Annotated in this window: 16 protein-coding genes; 12 read left to right on the top strand and 4 right to left on the bottom strand. The window is 70.8% G+C overall.

Translation table 11 applies throughout. The features are described from left to right. Positions 1-11: 11 nt before the first annotated feature. A complete protein-coding gene (locus Aco03nite_RS21040; protein ID WP_203797097.1) occupies positions 12-1,016 on the bottom strand; it encodes a beta family protein in 1,005 nt (334 codons plus the stop codon). 15 nt (positions 1,017-1,031) lie between these two features. Continuing rightward, positions 1,032-2,336, bottom strand: coding sequence for an AAA family ATPase (locus Aco03nite_RS21035; RefSeq protein WP_373872622.1), 1,305 nt, complete (start codon positions 2,334-2,336; stop codon positions 1,032-1,034). A gap of 34 nt (positions 2,337-2,370) precedes the next feature. Between Aco03nite_RS21035 and Aco03nite_RS21030 the strand changes: the two genes are divergently transcribed. From Aco03nite_RS21030 to Aco03nite_RS21005, 6 genes are all read left to right on the top strand, one after another. After that, complete coding sequence (locus Aco03nite_RS21030) at positions 2,371-2,691, top strand: hypothetical protein (RefSeq protein WP_203797095.1); 321 nt, start codon at positions 2,371-2,373, stop codon at positions 2,689-2,691. An 87-nt stretch (positions 2,692-2,778) separates the two neighbouring features. Then, positions 2,779-3,168, top strand: coding sequence for a YbaB/EbfC family nucleoid-associated protein (locus tag Aco03nite_RS21025; protein WP_203797094.1), 390 nt, complete (start codon positions 2,779-2,781; stop codon positions 3,166-3,168). Continuing rightward, positions 3,161-3,466, top strand: a complete 306-nt coding sequence (locus tag Aco03nite_RS21020) for a type VII secretion target (protein WP_203797093.1) — start codon at positions 3,161-3,163, stop codon at positions 3,464-3,466. The genes Aco03nite_RS21025 and Aco03nite_RS21020 overlap by 8 nt, the downstream gene beginning before the upstream one ends. Then, positions 3,463-4,743 carry a WXG100-like domain-containing protein gene (locus Aco03nite_RS21015; RefSeq protein WP_203797092.1) on the top strand — a complete coding sequence of 427 codons (1,281 nt, stop codon included), beginning with the start codon at positions 3,463-3,465 and terminating at the stop codon, positions 4,741-4,743. The genes Aco03nite_RS21020 and Aco03nite_RS21015 overlap by 4 nt, the downstream gene beginning before the upstream one ends. 11 nt (positions 4,744-4,754) lie before the next feature. Then, positions 4,755-5,342, top strand: coding sequence for a hypothetical protein (locus Aco03nite_RS21010; protein WP_203797091.1), 588 nt, complete (start codon positions 4,755-4,757; stop codon positions 5,340-5,342). 1,327 nt (positions 5,343-6,669) lie between these two features. After that, positions 6,670-7,338, top strand: a complete 669-nt coding sequence (locus Aco03nite_RS21005) for a hypothetical protein (RefSeq protein WP_203797090.1) — start codon at positions 6,670-6,672, stop codon at positions 7,336-7,338. Between the two features lie 451 nt (positions 7,339-7,789). Here the strand turns inward: Aco03nite_RS21005 and Aco03nite_RS21000 are convergent, their stop codons facing one another. After that, a complete protein-coding gene (locus Aco03nite_RS21000) occupies positions 7,790-8,695 on the bottom strand; it encodes a hypothetical protein (RefSeq protein WP_203797089.1) in 906 nt (301 codons plus the stop codon). A gap of 133 nt (positions 8,696-8,828) precedes the next feature. On the opposite strand from Aco03nite_RS21000, the gene Aco03nite_RS20995 reads away from it, so the two are divergent. The 5 genes from Aco03nite_RS20995 (at position 8,829) to Aco03nite_RS20975 (ending at position 17,164) form a co-directional block, all read left to right on the top strand. Beyond that, on the top strand, positions 8,829-13,013 hold the full coding sequence (locus Aco03nite_RS20995; RefSeq protein WP_203797088.1) for a PDDEXK-like endonuclease domain-containing protein: 4,185 nt from the start codon (positions 8,829-8,831) through the stop codon (positions 13,011-13,013). A 306-nt stretch (positions 13,014-13,319) separates the two neighbouring features. After that, entirely contained in the window at positions 13,320-14,993 is a 1,674-nt protein-coding gene (locus tag Aco03nite_RS20990; protein WP_203797087.1) for a GGDEF domain-containing phosphodiesterase, read from the top strand. Between the two features lie 19 nt (positions 14,994-15,012). Beyond that, positions 15,013-15,402, top strand: coding sequence for a cupin domain-containing protein (locus tag Aco03nite_RS20985; RefSeq protein ID WP_203797086.1), 390 nt, complete (start codon positions 15,013-15,015; stop codon positions 15,400-15,402). Positions 15,403-15,586: 184 nt separating this feature from the next. Further along, complete coding sequence (locus Aco03nite_RS20980; protein ID WP_203797085.1) at positions 15,587-16,036, top strand: MarR family winged helix-turn-helix transcriptional regulator; 450 nt, start codon at positions 15,587-15,589, stop codon at positions 16,034-16,036. Positions 16,037-16,078: 42 nt separating this feature from the next. Beyond that, on the top strand, positions 16,079-17,164 hold the full coding sequence (locus tag Aco03nite_RS20975; protein WP_203797084.1) for an S-(hydroxymethyl)mycothiol dehydrogenase: 1,086 nt from the start codon (positions 16,079-16,081) through the stop codon (positions 17,162-17,164). A 10-nt stretch (positions 17,165-17,174) separates the two neighbouring features. On the opposite strand, the gene Aco03nite_RS20970 is transcribed toward Aco03nite_RS20975, so the two are convergent. Continuing rightward, positions 17,175-18,530, bottom strand: a complete 1,356-nt coding sequence (locus Aco03nite_RS20970) for an MGH1-like glycoside hydrolase domain-containing protein (protein WP_203797083.1) — start codon at positions 18,528-18,530, stop codon at positions 17,175-17,177. 359 nt (positions 18,531-18,889) lie between these two features. Between Aco03nite_RS20970 and Aco03nite_RS20965 the strand changes: the two genes are divergently transcribed. Continuing rightward, positions 18,890-19,996, top strand: coding sequence for an FAD-dependent monooxygenase (locus Aco03nite_RS20965; protein WP_203797082.1), 1,107 nt, complete (start codon positions 18,890-18,892; stop codon positions 19,994-19,996). Positions 19,997-20,025: the final 29 nt, after the last annotated feature.

The following is a 20,025-nucleotide window of genomic DNA, read 5'->3' as shown; positions in this document are numbered from 1 at the left end:
CCGTACGACAATTATCCGGCCTCCGGCAGCGTCCGCAGGACGTGCGCGATGTGGTGCGAGGTGCTCCAGGCGATCCAGCTGGCCGAGCTGCCGGCGCCCCGCGCGGTCCGGGCCCGCTTGGCGATCTCGGCGTCACCCCAGGAGAACCGGGCGCCCGCCGGTGGCCACTGCGGCGACGTGACCAGGGCCCGGCACAGGTCGTGGCAGCGGTCGTCACTACGGCCGCCGCGCCGCGCCCAGCGGTAGATCCACCAGTCCCGGTCGGAGGTGTACCGCAATGTCGGAAGCTGCCGGTGATGCTGAACGCCGTGGCGCCGGACCGGGGACGTGACGCCATAGTCCGCGTACCCCATACCCGGTTCGCCGAGCCGCGCCCAGACCCGGACGTCGAGCCGGCCCACCGCGACCGGCCGATCGGTCGGCAGGTCGTCCAGGTTGGGCGGCATCGCGCCGGCCGCCACGCTCACCGAACGCCACGGCGCCGACCGGGCCCAGCGCAACACCCGCCGAGCCCGCTCCTCGACCTCGGTGGTGTGCGCCACACAGGCCGTCTCGGCCAGGTCGATCAACAGGTCGATCTCGTCCGGATCGAGAGCCGTGGCCCGCAGCACCCGCGCGGTCACCGCGTCCGCCTCGGCCGGGTTGGCCGCGTCCGCATGCGGACGCAGACGCAGCACGGCGCGCCGCCGGTGCATCCGCGCGGCGTTGCCGTGGGCCGAAAGGCGAAGACTGCTTTCGTACGGCCGGAGCACCGGAATCATCGCGATCCCCAGCTCGGCCAGGCGCAGTGCCAGCCGCTCCGGATCACCGGCCGGTTCCGGCACGTCCCCGAAATCGACGGCGATCGTCCCACTACGTGGCCGCAGCTCGCGTATCAGCGGTACCAGAGTGTCGCCCGGCTCCAGTTCCACGATGGGCGTGACGCGCTGGGCGTCATCGTCCGAGAGGTGTGCCAGGGCAGTGAGTTCACCCCGGCGGGGCCGCAGGATCGGGTGATACACCCGGTCGCGCTTCATTGACACACGGTACCGTCACGACCGGTATAGATGGGCAAGCATCGATTGATTGGCCTCCCACCCGTCGGGAAACTTCACGGGAACATTCAGGTGCACCGGCTCGGTCGACGGGTGCGCGTCCAGCAACTCGGCGATGCCCGCCCGCGCCACCACCACGCAGCCGTGCCGGTGCCGGGAGGTCAGCACGCAGAGCCGCCCGGACTCCAGGTGGAAGGCGGTCGCGTCCCGCCGGCCGGAGAGCGGATGCAGGACGATCGTCAGGTCGTACTCCCGGCCCTGGAGCCGGTTGGCGGTGTCGACGGTGACCTCGGCGGCCTCCGCCGGCAGCAACGATCTGATCACCGCGACCTGGTCGCGATGCGCGGCGCCGACCGCGATCCGGTCCGCGGTGAGCGGGCCGGTGCCGGACTCCGAGGACGCGACGCCGTCCCTGGTCAAGGCCCGTGCGGCGAGTTGCGCGCAGGCGGCGGCGGCTTCCGCGTCGGTACGAACGGTGAAGCGCTCGGCCAGCTCGTGCAACCCCCACCCGGTCGCCGCCGCGGAATCCAGTGCCTCGTCGAAGGGGTCACGCGCGGACTGTCCGAAAGTGAGCGTGCGATCGCCCGGCCCGGTGCCCGACCGGAAGCCGGTGAAGGGGTAGAACGCCCGGGCCACCACCGGGGCGGCCGACGCGGGCAAACGCCACGAAACCGGCAGCCGGTGCACCGGAAGGTCCGGATTGTGGCGCAGCAGCACGGCCACCGCACTCAACATCGGATCCCAGGAGAGCCCGATCCAGCGGTCCACCTCGACCGTCGAGAACGGATCGAGCTGACCGGGATCGCCCACGAACAGCGCCCGCTCGAACCGTGGCGCGACACGCAACAGGGCGTCCGACCGCATCTGGTAGGCCTCGTCGACGATCGCCCACGGCCAGGTGCCCTCGGTCACAGTCGCCCACTTCGCCGCCGTACCGATGGTGACCGATGGTGACCCCAGATCGCCGACCTTGGCCGCGACCCGGCAGGCCGGATGCGCCTTGACCCGATCCGAAGGCAGGTAGTCGACTGCCGACAGCCGGCCCACCCCGATCTCCGGCGAGCGCGCGCCCAGCCGCTCGATCAGGTCGTCCACCTGCTCGTTCGTCTGCGCCACGATCATCAGGGGATCGCCTGTCGCGGCCAGCTCACCGGCCGCCCGCACCACGAGCGTCGACTTGCCCGCGCCGGGCGGGGAGTCGACCACCACCCCGCGATGGTCACCGGTGGTGAGATCGTGGAGCACGGCGGCGATGACTGTCGCGGCCTCCTCGGCCGGGCTGACGAGCACGTTGGAACCCACCCCGGAACGGTATCGCGGTACCTTCGTACCGATCATGGGCGAGCACGAATGGGTCTGGCCGGCCGCGGAGCTGGCCGCGCTGCGCCTGGGCCGCCGCCTCGGCGTCCGGCTCCCGGCCTCGCAGCCGCACCGCTGGGCCCTCGCGCACGTCGTCCCGGTCGCGGGCCGCGGATTCGACGTCGAGCACTGGGAGTTCGAGTCGGACGGCCTGGAGGGGTACGACCACGATCCCGGCGCCGTCCGGCTGCGGCACGCGACCGCCTCCGACGAGGCCGAACTCCTCGCTGTGCTGCGCGAATGGAACCTCCCGCCGGCCCGGTTCCGGCATTCGTGGGACACCGTCGGACCCCGCTGAACCGAGTTATCCACAGGCCTTCTCCGCGTTGTCGCCGATCTCGCTACCGTCGGTCGCGAAGTCATCACGGTGAATGGAAAGGGTTCCATGTTCGACGCGCGTGGCCTCGGGGAGGCCGAGAGACTGATCGACGAGTGGCGGGGCACCATCGAGGAGCGGGCCCGGCGGGCGCTCGAGCTGTCGTCCCGCCTGGCCCGGCTCACCGAGACCGCGCGAAGTCCCGACGGCCTGGTCACCGTGACCGTCGGCTCCGGCGGCGACCTGACCGGTCTCGATCTGGGCGAGGGCATCCGGCGACGGCCCGCGTCCGCCACCGCGCGGGAGATCCTGAGCACCCTGCGCGCGGCGCGGACCGCCATGGTCACCACGGTGGAGGCCGCCACCAGAGAGACCGTCGGCGCCGACTCGGCGACCGGGCGGGCGATCATCGAGACCTTCGCGGCCCGGCTCCGCCCGGAGGACGGCTGTCGTGACTGAGCAGCTCCGGGTCCGGCATCCCGAGCTGGCCACCCACGCCGGCACCGTCCGGGCCACCGGCGACCAGGTCACCGTCGCCGCGGAGGCGGGCCGGGCGGTGCGCGCCGGGCCCGAGTCCTACGGGCGGTTGTGCGCGCTGGTCCCGGCCGCCCTCGGCACGCTGCAGGACACGGTGGTCGCGGCGATCGACGCGGCGGCCGCCGGCCTGCGTGCCGGCGGTGACCGGCTGAGCGCCAACACCGCCGACTATCAGGCCGCCGACCAGCGCCGGGCTGACGCCTTCCGGGCCATCCGATGACCGCACCGGTCAACCCACTGGTCGCCACACCCGGCGACCGCGAGACGGACAGCTGGGCCGGGGTCACCATCGCCGAGGACGTGCGCGACATCGACGCGGCGATCCGCAACGACAGCTGGATCGACGGCTCACTGGCCGGGGCCGGCGGCGCCCTCGACGGCCTGGCCGTGGTGGTGGACCCGCTCGGCAGCATCGCCCAGTTCGGGGTGGCCTGGCTGATCGAGCAGGTCGAGCCGCTCGCCGAGACCCTCGACTGGCTGGCCGGGGACGCCGCGGCGATCTCGGCCCACGCCCGGACCTGGTCCGGGGTGTCCGTCGCGCTGACCACCGAGGCGGACGCCCTCGGCCAGGCGGCCCGGTCGGAGATCGCTTCGTGGACCGGCGCGGCCGCCGAGGCCTATCGGGCCTGGGCCGGTGACCGGGAGACCGAGCTGCGGGCCCTCGGCACCACGGCCGGCACCCTGGCCGCGATGGCCGAGGGCGCCGGCGGGCTGGTCGGCTCGGTCCGGCTGATGATCCGGGACGCGATCGCCGCGGTGGTCGCCCGTCTGGTGGTGTGGGCGGCCGAGATCCTCGCCACCCGCGGCATCGCGCTGCCGATGGTGGTGAGTCAGGTGACGGCCGTGTGCGCGGCCTGGGCCGCCAAGATCGGGCGCTGGCTGAAAGGGCTGATCGACAGCCTGCGCAAACTCGTCGCGCAGGGCGACAAGGTCCGGGACCTGATCCGTTCCCTCAGGTCCCGTTCGGATGCAGGCGGGGGTAAGTCGCCGGGCGGCGGCGGGGGCAAGACGCCGGGTGGCGGCTCCGGTCCACGCGACGCCGGAGCGGAGCGGGTTTCACTCGGCGGGGCCTTCCGGGCCGGGGTGGACGATCCGGAGAAGCTGTTCGCCGACAAGGAACGCTCGATCGCCGACCTGCTCGCAGCCGAGGGCAGGATGGTGCATCCACGGCGGCGGGTGGAGGACGTGACAGGTCTGACCAGCCCAGACGCGATGGTACGGAGTGGGCCCGACGATCCCGGGGTGGTCACCGAGTTCAAGACGCCGGAGAGCGCCTCCAGCTCCAGCATGCGCTCGAACATCCTGGCCGCCGGCAAACAGCTCGCACCGCACGGCGGCGGCGATGTGGTGATCGACGGCCGGTCGGCCGGCGTGACCGAGGAGGTGGCCCGGCACGGTTGGGCACGCGCGGCCGGCCAGGCGCGGGTCCACGGCTCGGCCCTGCCGGACCGGGCCCGGGTGATCCTGGCCGACGGAACAATGCTCGAGTTGCCCTGAGGATGGTGCCGGTGTCCACACAAGAGCACATCTACTTCCAGTCCCGGCAAGCCCCATCGGCCTTCGCCGCCGAGTTCGCCCCCGCAGCCGGCATGACAGTGATCCGCGGCCCCGCAGGTGAGACGTATCTGAGCCGTCCCCTAACGTCCGGAGGCCAGATCGGCGGCGAGTTGCACCGCAACGACCTGTTCATCGACCGATCCCTCGACGGCGCTCCCGACCCCGTCGTTGGTCCGGCTTCCGATCCTGCCGACTTCACTGCCGACTTCTCCGGCGACTTCTCTGCCGACATCTCTGACGTCTTCTCCGACGACGAGCCGTCGTTCCTGGATGTATTCCCGCTGGTCCTGGCCGTAGGAATCACCGTGCCCGACCGAGACCGCCAGTTGGCCGAGGCAAGAGCCCTCTTCACCGAACTGGCCGCGATCTCCCCGGTGCCGGTGGCCTTGGTCCGCGGATACGACTTCCTGATCGGCACAGCGTCCAGTTCCACAGGCCTGCTCTGGTTCCCGGACAACACAATCCCATACCTCGAACACCGCGAAACGTGGCTCCCGTTCCAGCCACCCCCACCACCAGACCCTTCCCCGCCCGCCTGACCTCCGCCCGCCGGACGCGCATCGCCCACTGCCCGTCGCTTGCCGGCCGCCCGCCGTCCACCGCTTGCCAGCTGCCCACTGCCCGTTGCTTGTCGGCCGTCCGCCGTCCACTGCTTGCCAGCCGCCCGCTACCCGTTGCTTGCCGGCCGCCCGCCGTCTACCGCTTGCCAGCCGCCCGCTGCCCGTTGCTTGTCGGCCGTTCGCCGCCCAGCGCTTGCTGGCCGCCTGCCGTCCGCTGGCCGTCGCTGCCCGCCGCCTGCTACCCGCCGCCTGCCGCCCACTTCTGCCGTCTGCGGACCACTGCCCGTTGGGTGGCCATCGGTCGTTGTTCGGTGGGGGACGGTGATGTCGTTGGCTGGTTGCGAGGGGGTGGTTGTGTCTGCGGAATCTGGCTCTCGGGTTGGGATTGGGAATTCTTCCGGGGGTGTGGGATTTGGGTGGGCGGTGCTGCTCGTTCCTGGACTCCTTCTTCCTGAGAAGAAGCTGGACGGTGTTAATTGGCGGTGCGCCAAAATAGTTGTCCGGGGCGGGGCTGGAAATCTGTTGGGGTCGGTTCGGGCGGGGGGCGGGAATCTACCTATCGGTAGGTTTGAATGGTCTCTGGTGGGAAGTGTGGCTGATTGCCGCGAAGGGGATTAATGGGGCGTCCGGAAGTGATCGGGGGTCTTGCGGGGTTCACGTCGGCTGTCGGGGTGGGGACAGTGTGGATGGTGGGTGCTGATCTTGGGTGTGAGGCGGCGGGGTGAGGGCGGTGCTTTGACCAGCCTTGTCGGGAGAGCGCTTACCTGAGGGTGCGGTGGTGCGGCGTCTGGTGATCGATCAGCGTGCATGAGTGAACTGACGGGAATCCGACAGTGGAGTGCCGTCCCTGAGGGGTCATGGGGCCGGCGGGTCGGCTTGGGGGCGGATCGGGGTGAAAAGAGACGCGCGTACTGCAATTGATTTCACCATCCGCACCGACCGGCACGGGTGCGGCTTGTTGATCATTTGTGGGGCTGCGTCGCAGGTCGCGCCGTATTTGATCACGTTGTGTGAAACGTTGTTTGCCTGTGTGTCACCGCTTGGAAATAACTCTCGGGTTGAATATCGGATGGTGGCGAATAGCGAAACGGCCATGCAAGTTGCGCGTGACCCGTGTTGCGCAAGTTGCATGTTTTGCGGTCTGCCGCCCCGCTGCTCCAGTGTTGTGGCTAAGCATTGATCGACCGGGCTGAGTTCATTCACGTTTGTATTTGTGATCTCGCTCCAACCTCTTCCAGTCGATCAATGGAAGTGCAACTCTTCTAGCCAGCAGTGACGTCGGCAACACGGACGGTGGTGGTGAGGAATGCGTCCAGACGTTCTCGTCGGTCCCAGTGAGTGGCTGGTCGAGCAGTTCGGCGACAAGATCGCCGACGAATTGTGGACCCGGGTGCCGGAAGCGTTGAGCACGGCGATCGACCGCGAGGTGCACGCTCATCCGGCCATGACCCAGACCATGGAACGTGTGCTGGCGAACCCGCGGTGGGGGTTGCCGTACGAGGAACTGGTCCTTTTTCTGGGTGCTCTCCCGGGTGCCGAGATCATCAGCGTGCCGCGCTCGGTCTACCAGCTCGTTCTGATCAACGGGCATGTGATCGTGCCGTGGTGCTACGGGCAGTCCGCCCGGGTGTCGATGCGGGATGCCGAGGTGGGGCGCTCGTTCGGCCGGCTCGCCCGCGAGTTGTTGCGCCGGTTCGGGCCGCCGTGGCGCCGGTCGCCGGTCGAGGCCCCGCTCCCGCTGGACGCCGTCGACGAACGTGAGGTCGCGAAGATCTGTGGCGCCATCGCCCGGATCGTTCCCCGGCCCGAGGTCGTCATCGCCGGGTTCGCGGGTGCCCCCAACCTGGGTCTGCTCCGCGCCTGCCTGGGGGAGATCAAGTCGACTGACAACGGCCTGCTGAGCTGGAGTCACCTCGACGATCTCCCGCTGCCGCCGCCGGTGATCCCGCGTCCGCGCCGCATGCAGTTCCCCTGAGGCCGCAGGTAAGCGGAGGGGAGGCGGCCGCGTCACGCGGCGGGCGGAAAAGGTGGGCGTGGCAGCCGCGTTGCGTGGCGGGTGAAACAGCGTGGCGGGTAAGGGAGCGAGGCAGGTCCAAGAGCGAGGCGTGGCACCCGCGGACATCCGGCGGGTGCAGGAGCAGCCGCATTGCGTGGCAGCCGCGTTTTGGGGTGGGCGAAATTGCGGGGTGGGTGAAAGCGCGTGGCGTGGCAGCCGCGTGGTGGGTGAAAGCGCGAGGCGGGTGCAGGAGCGTGGCGTGGCACCCGCGTCGCGTGGCGGGTGAAAGAGCGTGGTGGGTGAAAACTGCCGGGCGAGGCAGGTGCGTGACGCGGTGGGTGGAGGAGCGGTGGAGGCGGCTGCGTGACCGCCGTGGGTGGAAGGGGTGGGTGCGCCGCTCGGTGAGGTGGTGGGGGTAGGCGTACCCGCGTCAGGTTGTCGGGTTGTTGATGGGGTGTGGCATCAGGTAGGCGGTGGAGAAGGGTTCGAGGCGGGCGCGCATGTCGGCGTACGCCGTGACCAGCAGTGGGGTCACCAGCACCCCGGCCACCAGCAGGTAGACGCCGTTGAACAGGGCCGCCACCACAGTCCCGGCCACGCCGCCGATGACGGCCTCCAGGAACACCTCGACCATGCCGAAGGTGAACATCGTGGCCGCCGTCACGGCGAACACCGTCGCCACCCGGGAGACCGAAGTCCCCAGATCGGCATGGAACAGGGTGAAGGACCGGCTCACCCCGGAGCCTCGCTCCAGCGTGACCAGAACCGGCAGAACCATCAGCGCCGCCCCCACATAGAAGATCGGCAGCACGCACATCAGCAAGGCGACACTGGTCAGCAGGTTGGCGACCAGGGCCCACCCGATCACGGCGGGCGCCCGGCGCAGACCGGCCCCGGCAGCGGTCCGCAGGCTGACCGGCTGACCGGTGGCGGCCTGCACCACCAGCTGCACGTTGATCGCGGTGGCGACCGCCGCGATCAGGCTGGCGATCACGACGGCTACCAGGAAGACGAATGTGGCGCCCAGGTAGGGGACCAGCACGGACAGTCCGGGCTGGTCGCCGAGGATGGCGGGCTGCAGATCGCGGGCCTCGCCGGTGAGGGCGACATCGGCGGGGACGGTCAGCGCCAGCGACGGCACCGCGGCGATCGTGTGCAGCAGCAGTGCGGGTTTCCAGATCCGGCCGGCCAGGGCCACGCTGCGCCGCCACCAGCCCGGGTAGTCGGGGCTGACCAGCGGATCGGTCGGTGTGGCGTAGAACGAAGGCGGAATCATCGGCGGCTGCGCGGGCCAGTAGTGCTCGTTCCCGTCGCGCTCCGCCCATCCCTGGTTCACGTGCGTCCCCAATGGCCTTCGATGTGCAAGATCGGCGGCCGTAACCTTAGCGGTTCCTTAAGCCCGCGCGCAGGCCCGAAACAGGGCGGTACGCAACCTCACCGGAACGAGGGCACGCCCTAAACTCCCGAAGATGGCCGAGCAGCGTGAATCGCCCACCACGATCCGGGATCGGGCGGTGGCGGTCGCCGACTATCTGCTCGCCGTCCGGGCACAGATGGATCGTCCGGCCCGCACCGTGCCGTCCGACGCGCACTGGCTCCGTGACCTGCCCGAACATGCCGGCTGTCAGGTCGGCCCGGATGGTGACGACGCCTCCTGGCTGCGGGTGGGCCGGCCGGAGATGCCGGGGCCGGTGGCGGTTCCGGCGGCTCTGCGCCGCCGGTTGCGCGGGGAGGTGACGGCGGCCGAGGAGCCGACCGGGCCGACGACCGACGACTTCGCGATCTGGCGGGACACCACGTGGCGTCCCTGGTCGGAGCTGACCACCCGGACCGAGCAGACCCGTGAGCTGCATCGGAAGCTGTTCGACCGGATGCACCAGCTGGACATGGCGGCGGCCACCGCCGAGCTGGTCTGGGGCCACGGCATCGTGGAGACCACGGTCGACGGCGCCAAGGTCCGCTACCCGCTGGTCGCCACCCCGGTCCTGATCGAGTACGACGCGGACGAGGCCCTGATCAGGGTGTCCCCGGCCGGCCCGTCCCGGCTGCAGCTGGAGGCTCTCTCCGGCTTGGACGACCGGCACCTGGCCCAGTTGAGCAGCCTGGCCGGCCCGGGCGGCACGGTCGAGGTGGATCTGTGGAACGACGCCGAGCGGCGGGACTTCTTCGAGCGCGCCCTGACCCGTCTGGGTGAGGACCGGGTCGTGGTGGACGGCGGGGCGCCGATCGAGCGGGCCGGGATCCGGGACGTCGCGGTCCTGTTCGCCCGCCCGCGGCAGCGTCAGTTGCGCGGTTTCCTGGAGAACCTGCGGGACCGGCTGACCGGTGGTGATCTGACCGGGGTCGGCGCGCTGGCCGCGGTGGTGGCGCACGAGCCGAGCCGGCTGCTGATGCCGGACGACCGGCCGGAGACGTGGGAGCGGGTGGGCGAGCGACTGCTCATGCCGTTGCCGACGAACGCGGCGCAGGAGTCGATCGCCCGCCGGCTGGCGCACCACCGGAACGTGGCGGTGCAGGGCCCGCCGGGCACCGGCAAGACGCACACGATCCGCAACCTGATCTGTCACCTGATGGCGAACGGCAAGCGGGTCCTGGTGGTGGCGCAGAAGGAGGAGCCGCTGCGGGTGCTGCGCGACGGCCTGCCGGAGGAGGTGCGGGCGCTGTGCCTGGCGGTGCTCGGCCGGACCACCGATCAGCTGGTGCAGTTGCAGTTGGCGGCGCGGGAGCTGTCGGACCGGGCGGCGACTCTGGACCGGGAGGCCGAGGCGCGCCGGGTGAACCGGCTGACCCGCAATCTGGAGGAGGCGGAGCGCGAGCTGGCGGCGGCGATGGCCGGGCTGCGGCAGATCGCGGAGAGCGAAGCCCAGACGTACCAGATCGGCGGTGTCGCTCTTTTTCCCGCCGAGGTGGGCGCCTGGCTGCGGGAACGGGCGGCGGTGCAGGGTGGCATCCCGGATCCGGTGTCCGGTCCGCCGCCGCTGACCATCGAGGAGTTCGCCATGCTGCTGAAGCTGGCGACCCGGCTGCCTCCGGAGGATCGTGCGGCGTCGATGCGGCCGCTGCCGGAGATCTCCGATCTGCCGGACAGGGCCACTGCCACGGCGGCCCGGGCGAAGTGCGCGGAGACGGAGGAGCGCATCTCGCGGTTGGCGGACGAGGGCGTCGACATGGTTGCGGTACGCGGGGAGAACCGCACCGGGATGACCGAGCTGCTGACGGAGCTGCGTGAGTCGGTGGCGTGGCTGCGCCGGCGGGAGGACCAGTGGACGGGCCGGCTGGGCCGGTTGCTGGACGACCCGCACTGGCGGACCCTGTGGAACGACCAGGTGGTCGCCACGGAGACCCTGTTCACCGAGCTGGCGTCGCTGTCCCGGGAGCTGACCGGTCATCGGGTGTCGATCGCCGAGCAACTGCTGGCCGAGCCGAAACTGCTGCTCACCCGCCTGGACGAGGTGCGTCAGCGGTTCGCCTCCGGCAAGCACCTGAACCGTCTGCTGCAGGCCGGCCTGTTCCGGCTGGCCGACGAGGTCCGGGTGGACGACGAACCGTTGCGCACGGTCGAGGACGTGGATCTGGCGGTGCAGGCGGTGCGCCGCGCGCAGGCCCGCCGCCGGCTGGGTGACGCCTGGACGGAGTGGGTGCGGCGGCTGTCGGTGCCGGAGCCGGCGGGTGGCTGGGGCGATCCGGAGATCTGGGCCGGCACGCTGCTGACCGAGGCGAACCAGTCGCTGGACTTCGACCTGAACCGCTGGCCGCCGCTGGCCCGGCGGATCGCGGTGCTGATGCCGCAGCGGGACCTGACGGTGGATTCCGCGACGCTGGCCGGGGTGGCCGAGTCGCTGGAGGCGGCGGCCGAGGTCTTCACCCTGGAGAAGACCCGGGCGATGGAGCGCGCGGTCGCCGACCGGGTGGCGCCGTGGCCGCACCTGACCCGGGCGTGGGAGGAGCTGGACGGCTGGGATGAGGCGATCGCCGAGGTCCGCCGGCTGGTGCTGTTGCAGCCGGACGTGATGCGGTTCGACGCGGCGTTCCGGCGGCTGTCGGTGGCCGCGCCGGAGTGGGCGGTGATGATCGGCGACGGCGAGCTTCCGGTGGTCTCCGGCCAGGCGTGCCTGGAGGCGTGGGAGTGGCGGCGGGCGCAGACCTGGTTCGACGGGGTGGTCGGTGAGATCGATCCGGCCGTGCTGGCCCGCCGGGTGGAGCGGTCCCGGGACCGGATCAAGCGGCTGACCAGCGAACTCGTGGTGGCGTCGGCGTGGCTGGAGGTGTCCCGGGCGCTCGACGACAGGCGCCGGGCCGCGCTGGCCGACTGGACCGCCGCGCTCCGCAAGATCGGTAAGGGGACCGGGCGGACCGCCGCGACCTGGCAGGCGCACGCGCAGCGCGCGATGGAGCAGGCGGTCACCGCGGTGCCGGTCTGGGTGATGTCGGTGGACCGGGCGATCGAGCAGTTCGCCGGGGGCGCCCGGTTCGACGTGGTGATCGTCGACGAGGCGTCGCAGGCGGACCTGTTCGCGCTGCCGGTGCTCTCGCTCGCCGAACGGGCCGTGGTGGTCGGCGACGATCAGCAGATCGGCCCGCAGCTCGGGTTCGCCGGCGCGGTGCAGGGGCTGATCAAGCGGCATCTGACCGGGGTGCCGTCGGCGGAGCATTTCGACCCCGAGTCCTCGCTGTACGACCACGCGGTGCGCCGTTCCCCGGAGCGGATCCTGCTGACCGAGCATTTCCGCAGCGTGCCGCAGATCGTCGAGTTCTCCTCGCGGCACTACTACGACCACCGGATCCTGCCGTTGCGGGCGGACCGCCCGGCGCTGCCGCCGATCCAGACGGTGTTCTGCGAGGCGGGCGAACGGCAGCCGCTGGCCGGGTACGGCGACGTGAACGTGGAGGAGGCCACCGCCCTGGTCGAGCGGGTCACCAAGATCGTGGCGGATCCCCGGTACGACGGCCGGACCCTCGGCGTGATCAGCCTGCTGAGCAGCAGTGGGCAGGCGGCGTGGCTGCTGGAGCAGTTGCGTGAGGCGATCGGTGAGGACGAGATCCAGGCGCGGCGGCTGCGGGTCGGTGACGCGTACACGTTCCAGGGTGACGAGCGGGACGTGGTGCTGGTGTCGATGGTGGTCTCGGAGCGGGATCCGCGGATCGCGGCGTTCACCAAACGGGACTACCACCGGCGGATCAACGTGGCCGCCTCGCGGGCCCGCGACCAGCTGTGGATCTTCCATTCGGTACGGCCGAACGCCCTGCTGGACGACGACGCCAGGCGACTGCTGCTGTCGTACGCCATCGATCTTCCGCTGGAGGCCGCCGCGGCCGACCCGGCCGGTAACTGCGAGACCGATTTCGAACGTGAGGTCATGAAGTTGTTGGTCGAGCGGGGTTATCGACCGATTCCGCAGTTCCGGATCGGTGGTTACCGGATCGATTTCGTGGTGAACGCCCCGGACGGCCGCCGGCTGGCGATCGAGTGCGACACCGATTCCTATCAGGGGCCGGATCAGTGGGAGTCGGACATGCGGCGGCAGGCGGTGCTGGAACGGGTCGGCAACTGCGTTTTCGTACGTATCCGGGGTAGTTTGTTCGCCCGGGAGCCGGAGGTGGCGATGCGGCCGGTCTGGCAGCGACTCGAGGAGCTGGAGATCGCCACGGTGTGAGATTGTGGGAATGCGCAGCGTACCCATGGAATGCGGATTGTTCCGTCGCGAATACGGGCAGTCACAAGACGTGTCGGAGTAAGCGAAGGTATTTCGGGGGAAATGTAGGGGAAAGAGGTCGTCCATTCGGTTGTTTCGCTACTCTGGATGGGCGATAATTCCCTGCTCCTGGCCTTGCCTGCGGATACGTCAAAACTTTGACGGCCTTGTCCACTGTCACTACGGCCCGGTGACGGGTCGTAATAGGTGAGGGGTCTTGGTGGCGGCAGGGGGAGCGACCACGAACAAGGGGGGAGGTGGTGGGGCATGACGGTGCCCGAAGAACGGGAGCGCTGGACTCCCGCGCCGCCGCATTCCCTTCCCGAGCCGCGGCAGCCGATGGACGACCGGTCCGCCTGGTTCACCTACACCGCCGCCGGTGACCAGATCATCTGGTCGGCGACCCTCTCCACGATGATCGGCCGTGATCCGGAGGAGAAGGGCAAGACCCGCCAGATCCTGTCCCGGCACGTGCACCGTGACGACCACGCCCGCGCGCTCGGCGCCATCACCGAGGCCTGGACCGGCAAACGGACCGTGCACACCACGGTCCGGCTGATGCGGGCCGACGGCGGCTGGTTCGACGCCGACTGCTCACTGGAACCGATGGCCGGCGAGGACGGCGCGGTGTGCGGCATCCGCGGCACCGTCCGGGACGTCTCGGTGCGCGAGCGCGCCCGCCGCGAGTCGGTCCGGCTGACCCGGCGCGGCGAGACCGTGCAGGCGTCGCTGGTCGAGCCGGACCCGGCGACCGGTCTGCTGACCCGCGCACGGTTCGCCGACGAGATCGACCGGGCGTTGCGCGTCGCGGGCGGCGCGCTCCTGGTGGTCCGGATCCAGGCCGGCGAGGACACCGCGGTGGTACGCCCGGATCGTAACGCCGATCTCCTGCACCTGTCCGCACGGCTGGTCGAGGAGAGCGTCCGCCCCGAGCACCTGATCGGCCGGGTCGGCCCGAACGAGATCGCCGTGCTGTTCGCGAACGTCAACTGGCGTACCGCCCGGGAGCAGGCGCGGGCCCTGGTGGCCGCCCTCGGCGCGATGGCCGGCACCTGGTCCGGCCTGGTCCGGTTCGAGCGCGACGCCGAGGCCGGCAGTCACGGGCTGCTGATCGACGCCGAGCAGGCCTGGCGGCAGTCCCGCGAGGCGGGCCGGCCGATGACGCTCGTCGCGCACCCGGTTCCGGTCCGGGACCGGCAGGGCTCGTACCGCAGCCGGGTCGCCGACGCGCTCGGCACCGAGGGCTTCACCCTCTACTCGCAGCCGATCCTGGAGCTGCAGACCAACCGGGTCACCCGGCACGAGCTGCTGCTGCGGGTGCTCGACGAGACCGACGGGCCGCAGTCGCCGATCCAGCTGCTGGACACCGCCGAGCGCCTGGACGCGGTCTTCGACATCGACCTGTGGGTGGTGGAGCGCGCGATGCGGCTCGCCGCCGAGCAGCCCGGCCTGTGCCTGCAGGTGAACCTCTCCGGCCGGTCGGTCGGTGACCCGCGGCTCACCGCCGAGGTGGAGAAACTCCTCGAACGGTACGAGGTGGACCCGGCCCAGCTCACCTTCGAGATCACCGAGACCGCGCTGATCGGCAACCTGAGCGAGGCCCGCCGGTTCGCCGACCGGGTCCGGGACCTCGGTTGCGGCCTGGCCCTGGACGACTTCGGCTCGGGCTACGCGTCGTTCCGCTATCTGCGTCTCTTCCCGATCGACCTCGTCAAGATCGACGGGGAGTACGTGGTGGATCTGGTCGGCAACCCCCAGGACCAGGTTCTGGTACGGGCACTGGTGCAGGTCTGCCAGGCGTACGGCATCCACACGGTGGCCGAGTTCGTGCAGGACGAGGCCACTCTGCGGATGCTCCGGGAACTGGGCGTGGACTACGTCCAGGGCTATCTGATCGGCCGTCCCGAGCCGGTCGTGCCGGGCCGGTTGCGAAAGTCCTGACCTGGGTAACGATCCGGTCATGGAGCACTTCACGATTGCCACCGTCGCGCAGCAGAGCCCCGACTTCCGCCGTGTGCTCTGGACCGGAAAGCACACCCAGCTCGTCATCATGACCGTTCCGCCGGGCGGCGAGATCGGTGAAGAGGTGCACGAGGTGGATCAGATCCTGACCTTCGTGAGCGGTGTCGGCAAGGCCGTCATCTCCGGCGAGACCCGCAAGGTCGAGCAGGGTGACCTGGTGGTCGTGCCGGCCGGCCGCAAGCACAACTTCCTCAACGAGGGTCCGAACCCGCTGGTCCTCTACACGGTCTACGGCCCGCCGGAGCACGCCGACGGCGCGGTGCACGCGACCAAGGAGGAAGCGGACGCTCTCGAAGAGGCCGGCAAGGACGAGCCGCCCGCGAATTGAAAATTACTTGAGAGCACGACGCCGGAACCGGCCGAGGCCCCCCAGCCAGCCGGTTCCGGCGTCGTGTCAAGGGATAAAGTCCCCGTGCAGCGTACCCGCCAAGGTTCACGTAAGTCGATCGATTCGTGCACCTACCAGCCGACCGGCCGACAGACGCTCCACCGATCGCCGCTAACCTGCCTGCATGGAGGAGCCCCGGTGGTTGACCGATGAGCAGCAGAACGCCTGGCGGCAGATCGTCGAGCTGCTCGTCCGGGTTCCGGCCGCGATCGAGACCCAGCTCCAGCGGGACGCCGGGCTGACCCACATGGGCTACCTGGTCCTGATGAACCTCTCCGAGTCCCCGGACCGCCGCCTGCCGATGAGCAGGCTGGCCCGCAACGCCAGCGCGTCGCTCTCCCGGCTCTCCCACGTGGTGGCCCGGTTGGAGAAGCAGGGCTGGGTGCGCCGGGAGAAGGACGCCGCCGACGGCCGGGTGCAGATCGCCGTGCTCACCGACGAGGGCTGGGCCAAGGTGGTCGAGACGGCGCCCGGGCACGCCGAGGCGGTCCAGCGGCTGATCTTCGACCGGCTGACCACCGCGCAGGCCAGGCAGCTCGCGAAGGTCGCCGAAGCGCTGACGCAGAACCCGTAGGGTGGCTCTCGGCCCGGTCGGACGTGAGAGGTGCGTGGAGAGATGAGCCAGCTGGTGCGGGGCGTTGTCGCCCGAGGAAAGGGCAAGCCGGTCGAGGTGGCCACCATCGTGGTGCCCGACCCCGGTCCCGGTGAAGCGGTCGTCAAGGTGCAGGCGTGCGGGGTCTGCCACACCGACCTGCACTATCGCGAGGGCGGGATCAACGACGAGTTCCCGTTCCTGCTCGGGCACGAGGCGGCGGGTGTCGTCGAGGCGATCGGCGAGGGCGTCACCGACGTGGCGGTCGGCGACTTCGTGGTGCTGAACTGGCGTGCCGTCTGCGGCAACTGCCGGGCCTGCAACAAGGGCAAGCCGTGGTACTGCTTCGCCACCCACAACGCGGGCCAGAAGATGACCCTGGAGGACGGCACCGAGCTGTCCCCGGCTCTGGGCGTCGGCGCGTTCGTGGAGAAGACGCTGGTGCACGCCGGCCAGTGCACGAAGGTCGACCCGTCGGCCCGGGCCGCCGCGGTGGGCCTGCTCGGCTGTGGCGTGATGGCCGGCATCGGCGCGGCGATCAACACCGGTGGGGTGGGCCGGGGTGACTCGGTCGCGGTCATCGGCTGCGGTGGTGTCGGTGACGGCGCGGTGGCCGGGGCGGCTCTCGCCGGAGCCACCACGATCATCGCGATCGACACCGACGAGCGGAAACTCGAGTGGGCCCGGGGCTTCGGGGCCACCCACACGATCAACGCGCGCGAGCACGACGTGGTGGAGCGGGTCCGGGAGCTGACCGAGGGCTTCGGCGCCGACGTGGTGGTCGAGGCGGTCGGCCGTCCGGAGACGTACAAGCAGGCGTTCTATGCCCGTGATCTGGCCGGCACCGTGGTCCTGGTCGGTGTGCCGACCCCGGACATGACGATCGAGCTGCCGCTGCTCGACGTCTTCGGCCGCGGTGGCGCCCTGAAGTCCAGCTGGTACGGCGACTGCCTGCCGAGCCGGGACTTCCCGATGCTCACCGAGCTCTACCGGCAGGGCCGGCTGGACCTGGACGCGTTCGTCACCGAGGAGATCGCGCTGGACGGCGTCGAGGCGGCGTTCAACAAGATGCACACCGGTGACGTACTCCGCTCCGTGGTGATCTTCTAGGTCCGGCCTTTCAGGTCCGCTGGAAGGTGCGGGCGTAGGCCGGGGCGGACGAGTCGGCCAGCAGGTCCAGGCTCAGGGCGGCGGTCCAGCTGAACGCCGGTGCGCCGAGACCGCTGCCGTCGCCGGGATGGAAGTACTCGTAGTGGCCGTTGCGGTGCACCAGCCGCAACAGGGCCCGGCGCAGTTCGTCCGCCTCGTCCCGCCGCCCGTGCACCAGCAGGCCCCGGCGCAGCAGCCAGTTCACGTTGATCCAGATCGGGCCGCGCCAGTACCGGACCGGGTCGAAGGACGGCCCGGTCCGGTCGTTGGCCGGCGCCGGCAGCCCGAAGCGGGCCGACTTCGCCGCCGCCACCAGCGTGTCCACGCGCCGGGAGTCCAGATCGGGCAGCGCGAGCGGCAGCAGGCCACTCACCACGTGCTCGGGGCTGAGCCGCCCGGACCGTACGTCCCGGGCATGGAAGAAGTTGCTCTCCGGATCCCAGAGCCGATGGGTGATCGCGGCGGTGATGCCCTGGGCCCGCTCCCGGTGCCGGTGCGCCGCCGGATGCCCGAGCACCCCGGCGATCTGGGCGAGGGCCAGCTCGGCGGTGGCCAGCACGGTGTTGAACGCCGGGCACTCCACCACGAAGGGGTGCCGCAGGGCCAGGTCGTTGTCGGAGTAACCGCCGTCCCGGTAGTTCTCGACCAGACCCAGATATCGGGCGTAATCGCTGTCGGTCGGACGGTGTGTGGCATCCGACACATCAAGATCGCGGCGATGGTACGTGTCCAGCAGGCTCATGTCGGCGGGCACCGCGGCGAGGGCGTCGTCCCAGGCCGGGCTGTTGTCCAGACCGGACTCCCAGGGGTGCACGATCGAGGCCAGCCCGCTGCCGCCGGCGTCCCGCCGGTCGCCGAGGAACTCCTGCTGCGCCACCAGCCGCGGGTAGAGCCAGTCCAGTTCGACCCGGGCCTGCTGGGCCGCGTCGGCGCCGTGCGCGGCCGCGTGCCGGTAGACCTCCCAGGCGGCGAGTGCGTGCATCGGCGGCTGCACCAGCCCGGTGCTGCCCCGGGCCGGCCGCCCGGCGTAGGCGGGCACCCGCCAGAACCGTGGCCCCGGGAAGTAGGCGTCCTCCGGGACGTCCGGGTCGAAGACGATGTGCGGCACCCGGCCGTCCGGCCACTGCGCCTCGAACAGGCTGCGCAGGTCCCGCCAGGCCCGCCCGGGGTTCACGTAGGCCAGGCCGATCGCGGCGAACGCGGTGTCCCAGCTCCACTGATGCGGGTACAGGGTGCGGGAGGGCACCGTGTAGCGGCCGGTCCAGTTCTGGTCCAGCACGCGGGTTGCGGATCGCCAGAGATCGGCGGACGGGTCGGGGCTTTCCATTGACTCGCTCATCGGCAGGCGGAGGGCGGGCACGAGGAATTCTGGCGGTGCTCTTGCTCGCGCTGCCCGCCGGGGTGGCCGGTTTCCCGGGTGTCGGAAAATGTCGTACCCCGGTGGTTCGATCGTCCACATGAGCACCTCGGTGAAGTCCCTGCATCTGATCTCGTTGCGCCGCCGTCGCGCGGTGGCCCTGGCCCGTGCCGGCAAAGCTTTCGCGACGGCGCTGGCCCGTCCTCCACATGAGACGAAAGTTGCTGCTGGAGCAACCTGAGTCCGATCGCGGGTGTTCCTTTGGGTCGGTGGCTGGGGGTAGTCTTCTGGCTCCGACGCGTATCCATCGACAAGAAAGCGCTGGTGCGATGACCTTGCGCATCCTCGTGGTGGGCGCCGGCGTCGCCGGTCTGGCCGCGGCCCGGGGGCTCCGTGTCGCCGGTTTCCGGCCGGACGTGGTCGAGGCCCTGCCCGCCTCCGTCGTTCCCGGGGCCGGGATCCACCTCCCCGGCAATGCCTCCCGGGCGTTGCGGCTGCTCGGCCTCGACGTCCCGCTCCGCCCGCTGGGCGATCTGATCTTCCGCCAGGTCTTCCTGGACACCCGTGGCCGGCAGCTCTTCGAGATGGACGTGGCGGCCCTCTGGTCCGGCGTCGGCGAGTCCCGGGTGCTGTCCCGCGCCGACCTGCAGCAGGTCCTGCTCACCGGGGTCGGCGGCGAGGTGCGTTTCGAGACCGAGGTGCGCGACGTGCAGATCGTCGACGGCGCCGCCAAGGTCGAGTTCTCCACCGGCGGCATCGCGGAGTACGACCTGGTCGTCGCCGCCGACGGCCGGCGCTCGACGGTCCGCGACAAAGTCGGCCTCGGCGGGCCGGCCACCCCGACCGGGCAGATCGTCTACCGCTCGGTGGTGAGCGGCGGCCCGCCGCTCACCGACTGGACCGCGCTGCTCGGCCGCCGGTCGTCGTTCGTGGCCATGCCGATGGGCGGCCGCCGCATCTACGTCTACGCCGACGAGACCGCCCCCGACAGCCCCAACCCGGAGGACCCGCTGGCCCGGATGCGCGAGCTGTTCGGCTCGTTCGGCGGCCCGGTGCCGGCCATCCTGGAGAAGATCGAGAAGGTGCAGGTGGCGCGGACCGACGAGGTCGTGCTGCCGTCCTGGTCGAAAGGCCCGGTCGTGCTGGTCGGCGACGCCGCGCACGCCACCGCGCCGACCCTGGCCCAGGGCGCCGCGATGTCCTTCGAGGACGGTTGGGTGCTCGGTCAGGAGCTGAAGAAGGCGGTCGACGACATCCCGGGCGCCCTCCGGGCGTACGAGGACCGGCGCCGTCCACGCTGTGCCGAGGTGCGTGAGCGGACCCGGGAGCGGGACCGGACCCGTGACGTCCCGCCCGCCCTCCGTGACCCGATGCTGCGCCGCCGCGGCGTCCGTCTCTTCACCGATCACTATCGGGCACTGGTCGACACGGTCTGACCACACCTGTGCGCTGAGGTGCCGATTGG

It is taken from the genome of Actinoplanes couchii, from assembly GCF_016862075.1.
GTDB lineage: Bacteria > Actinomycetota > Actinomycetes > Mycobacteriales > Micromonosporaceae > Actinoplanes > Actinoplanes couchii.
This window is presented reverse-complemented; position numbering and strand designations above follow the sequence as displayed.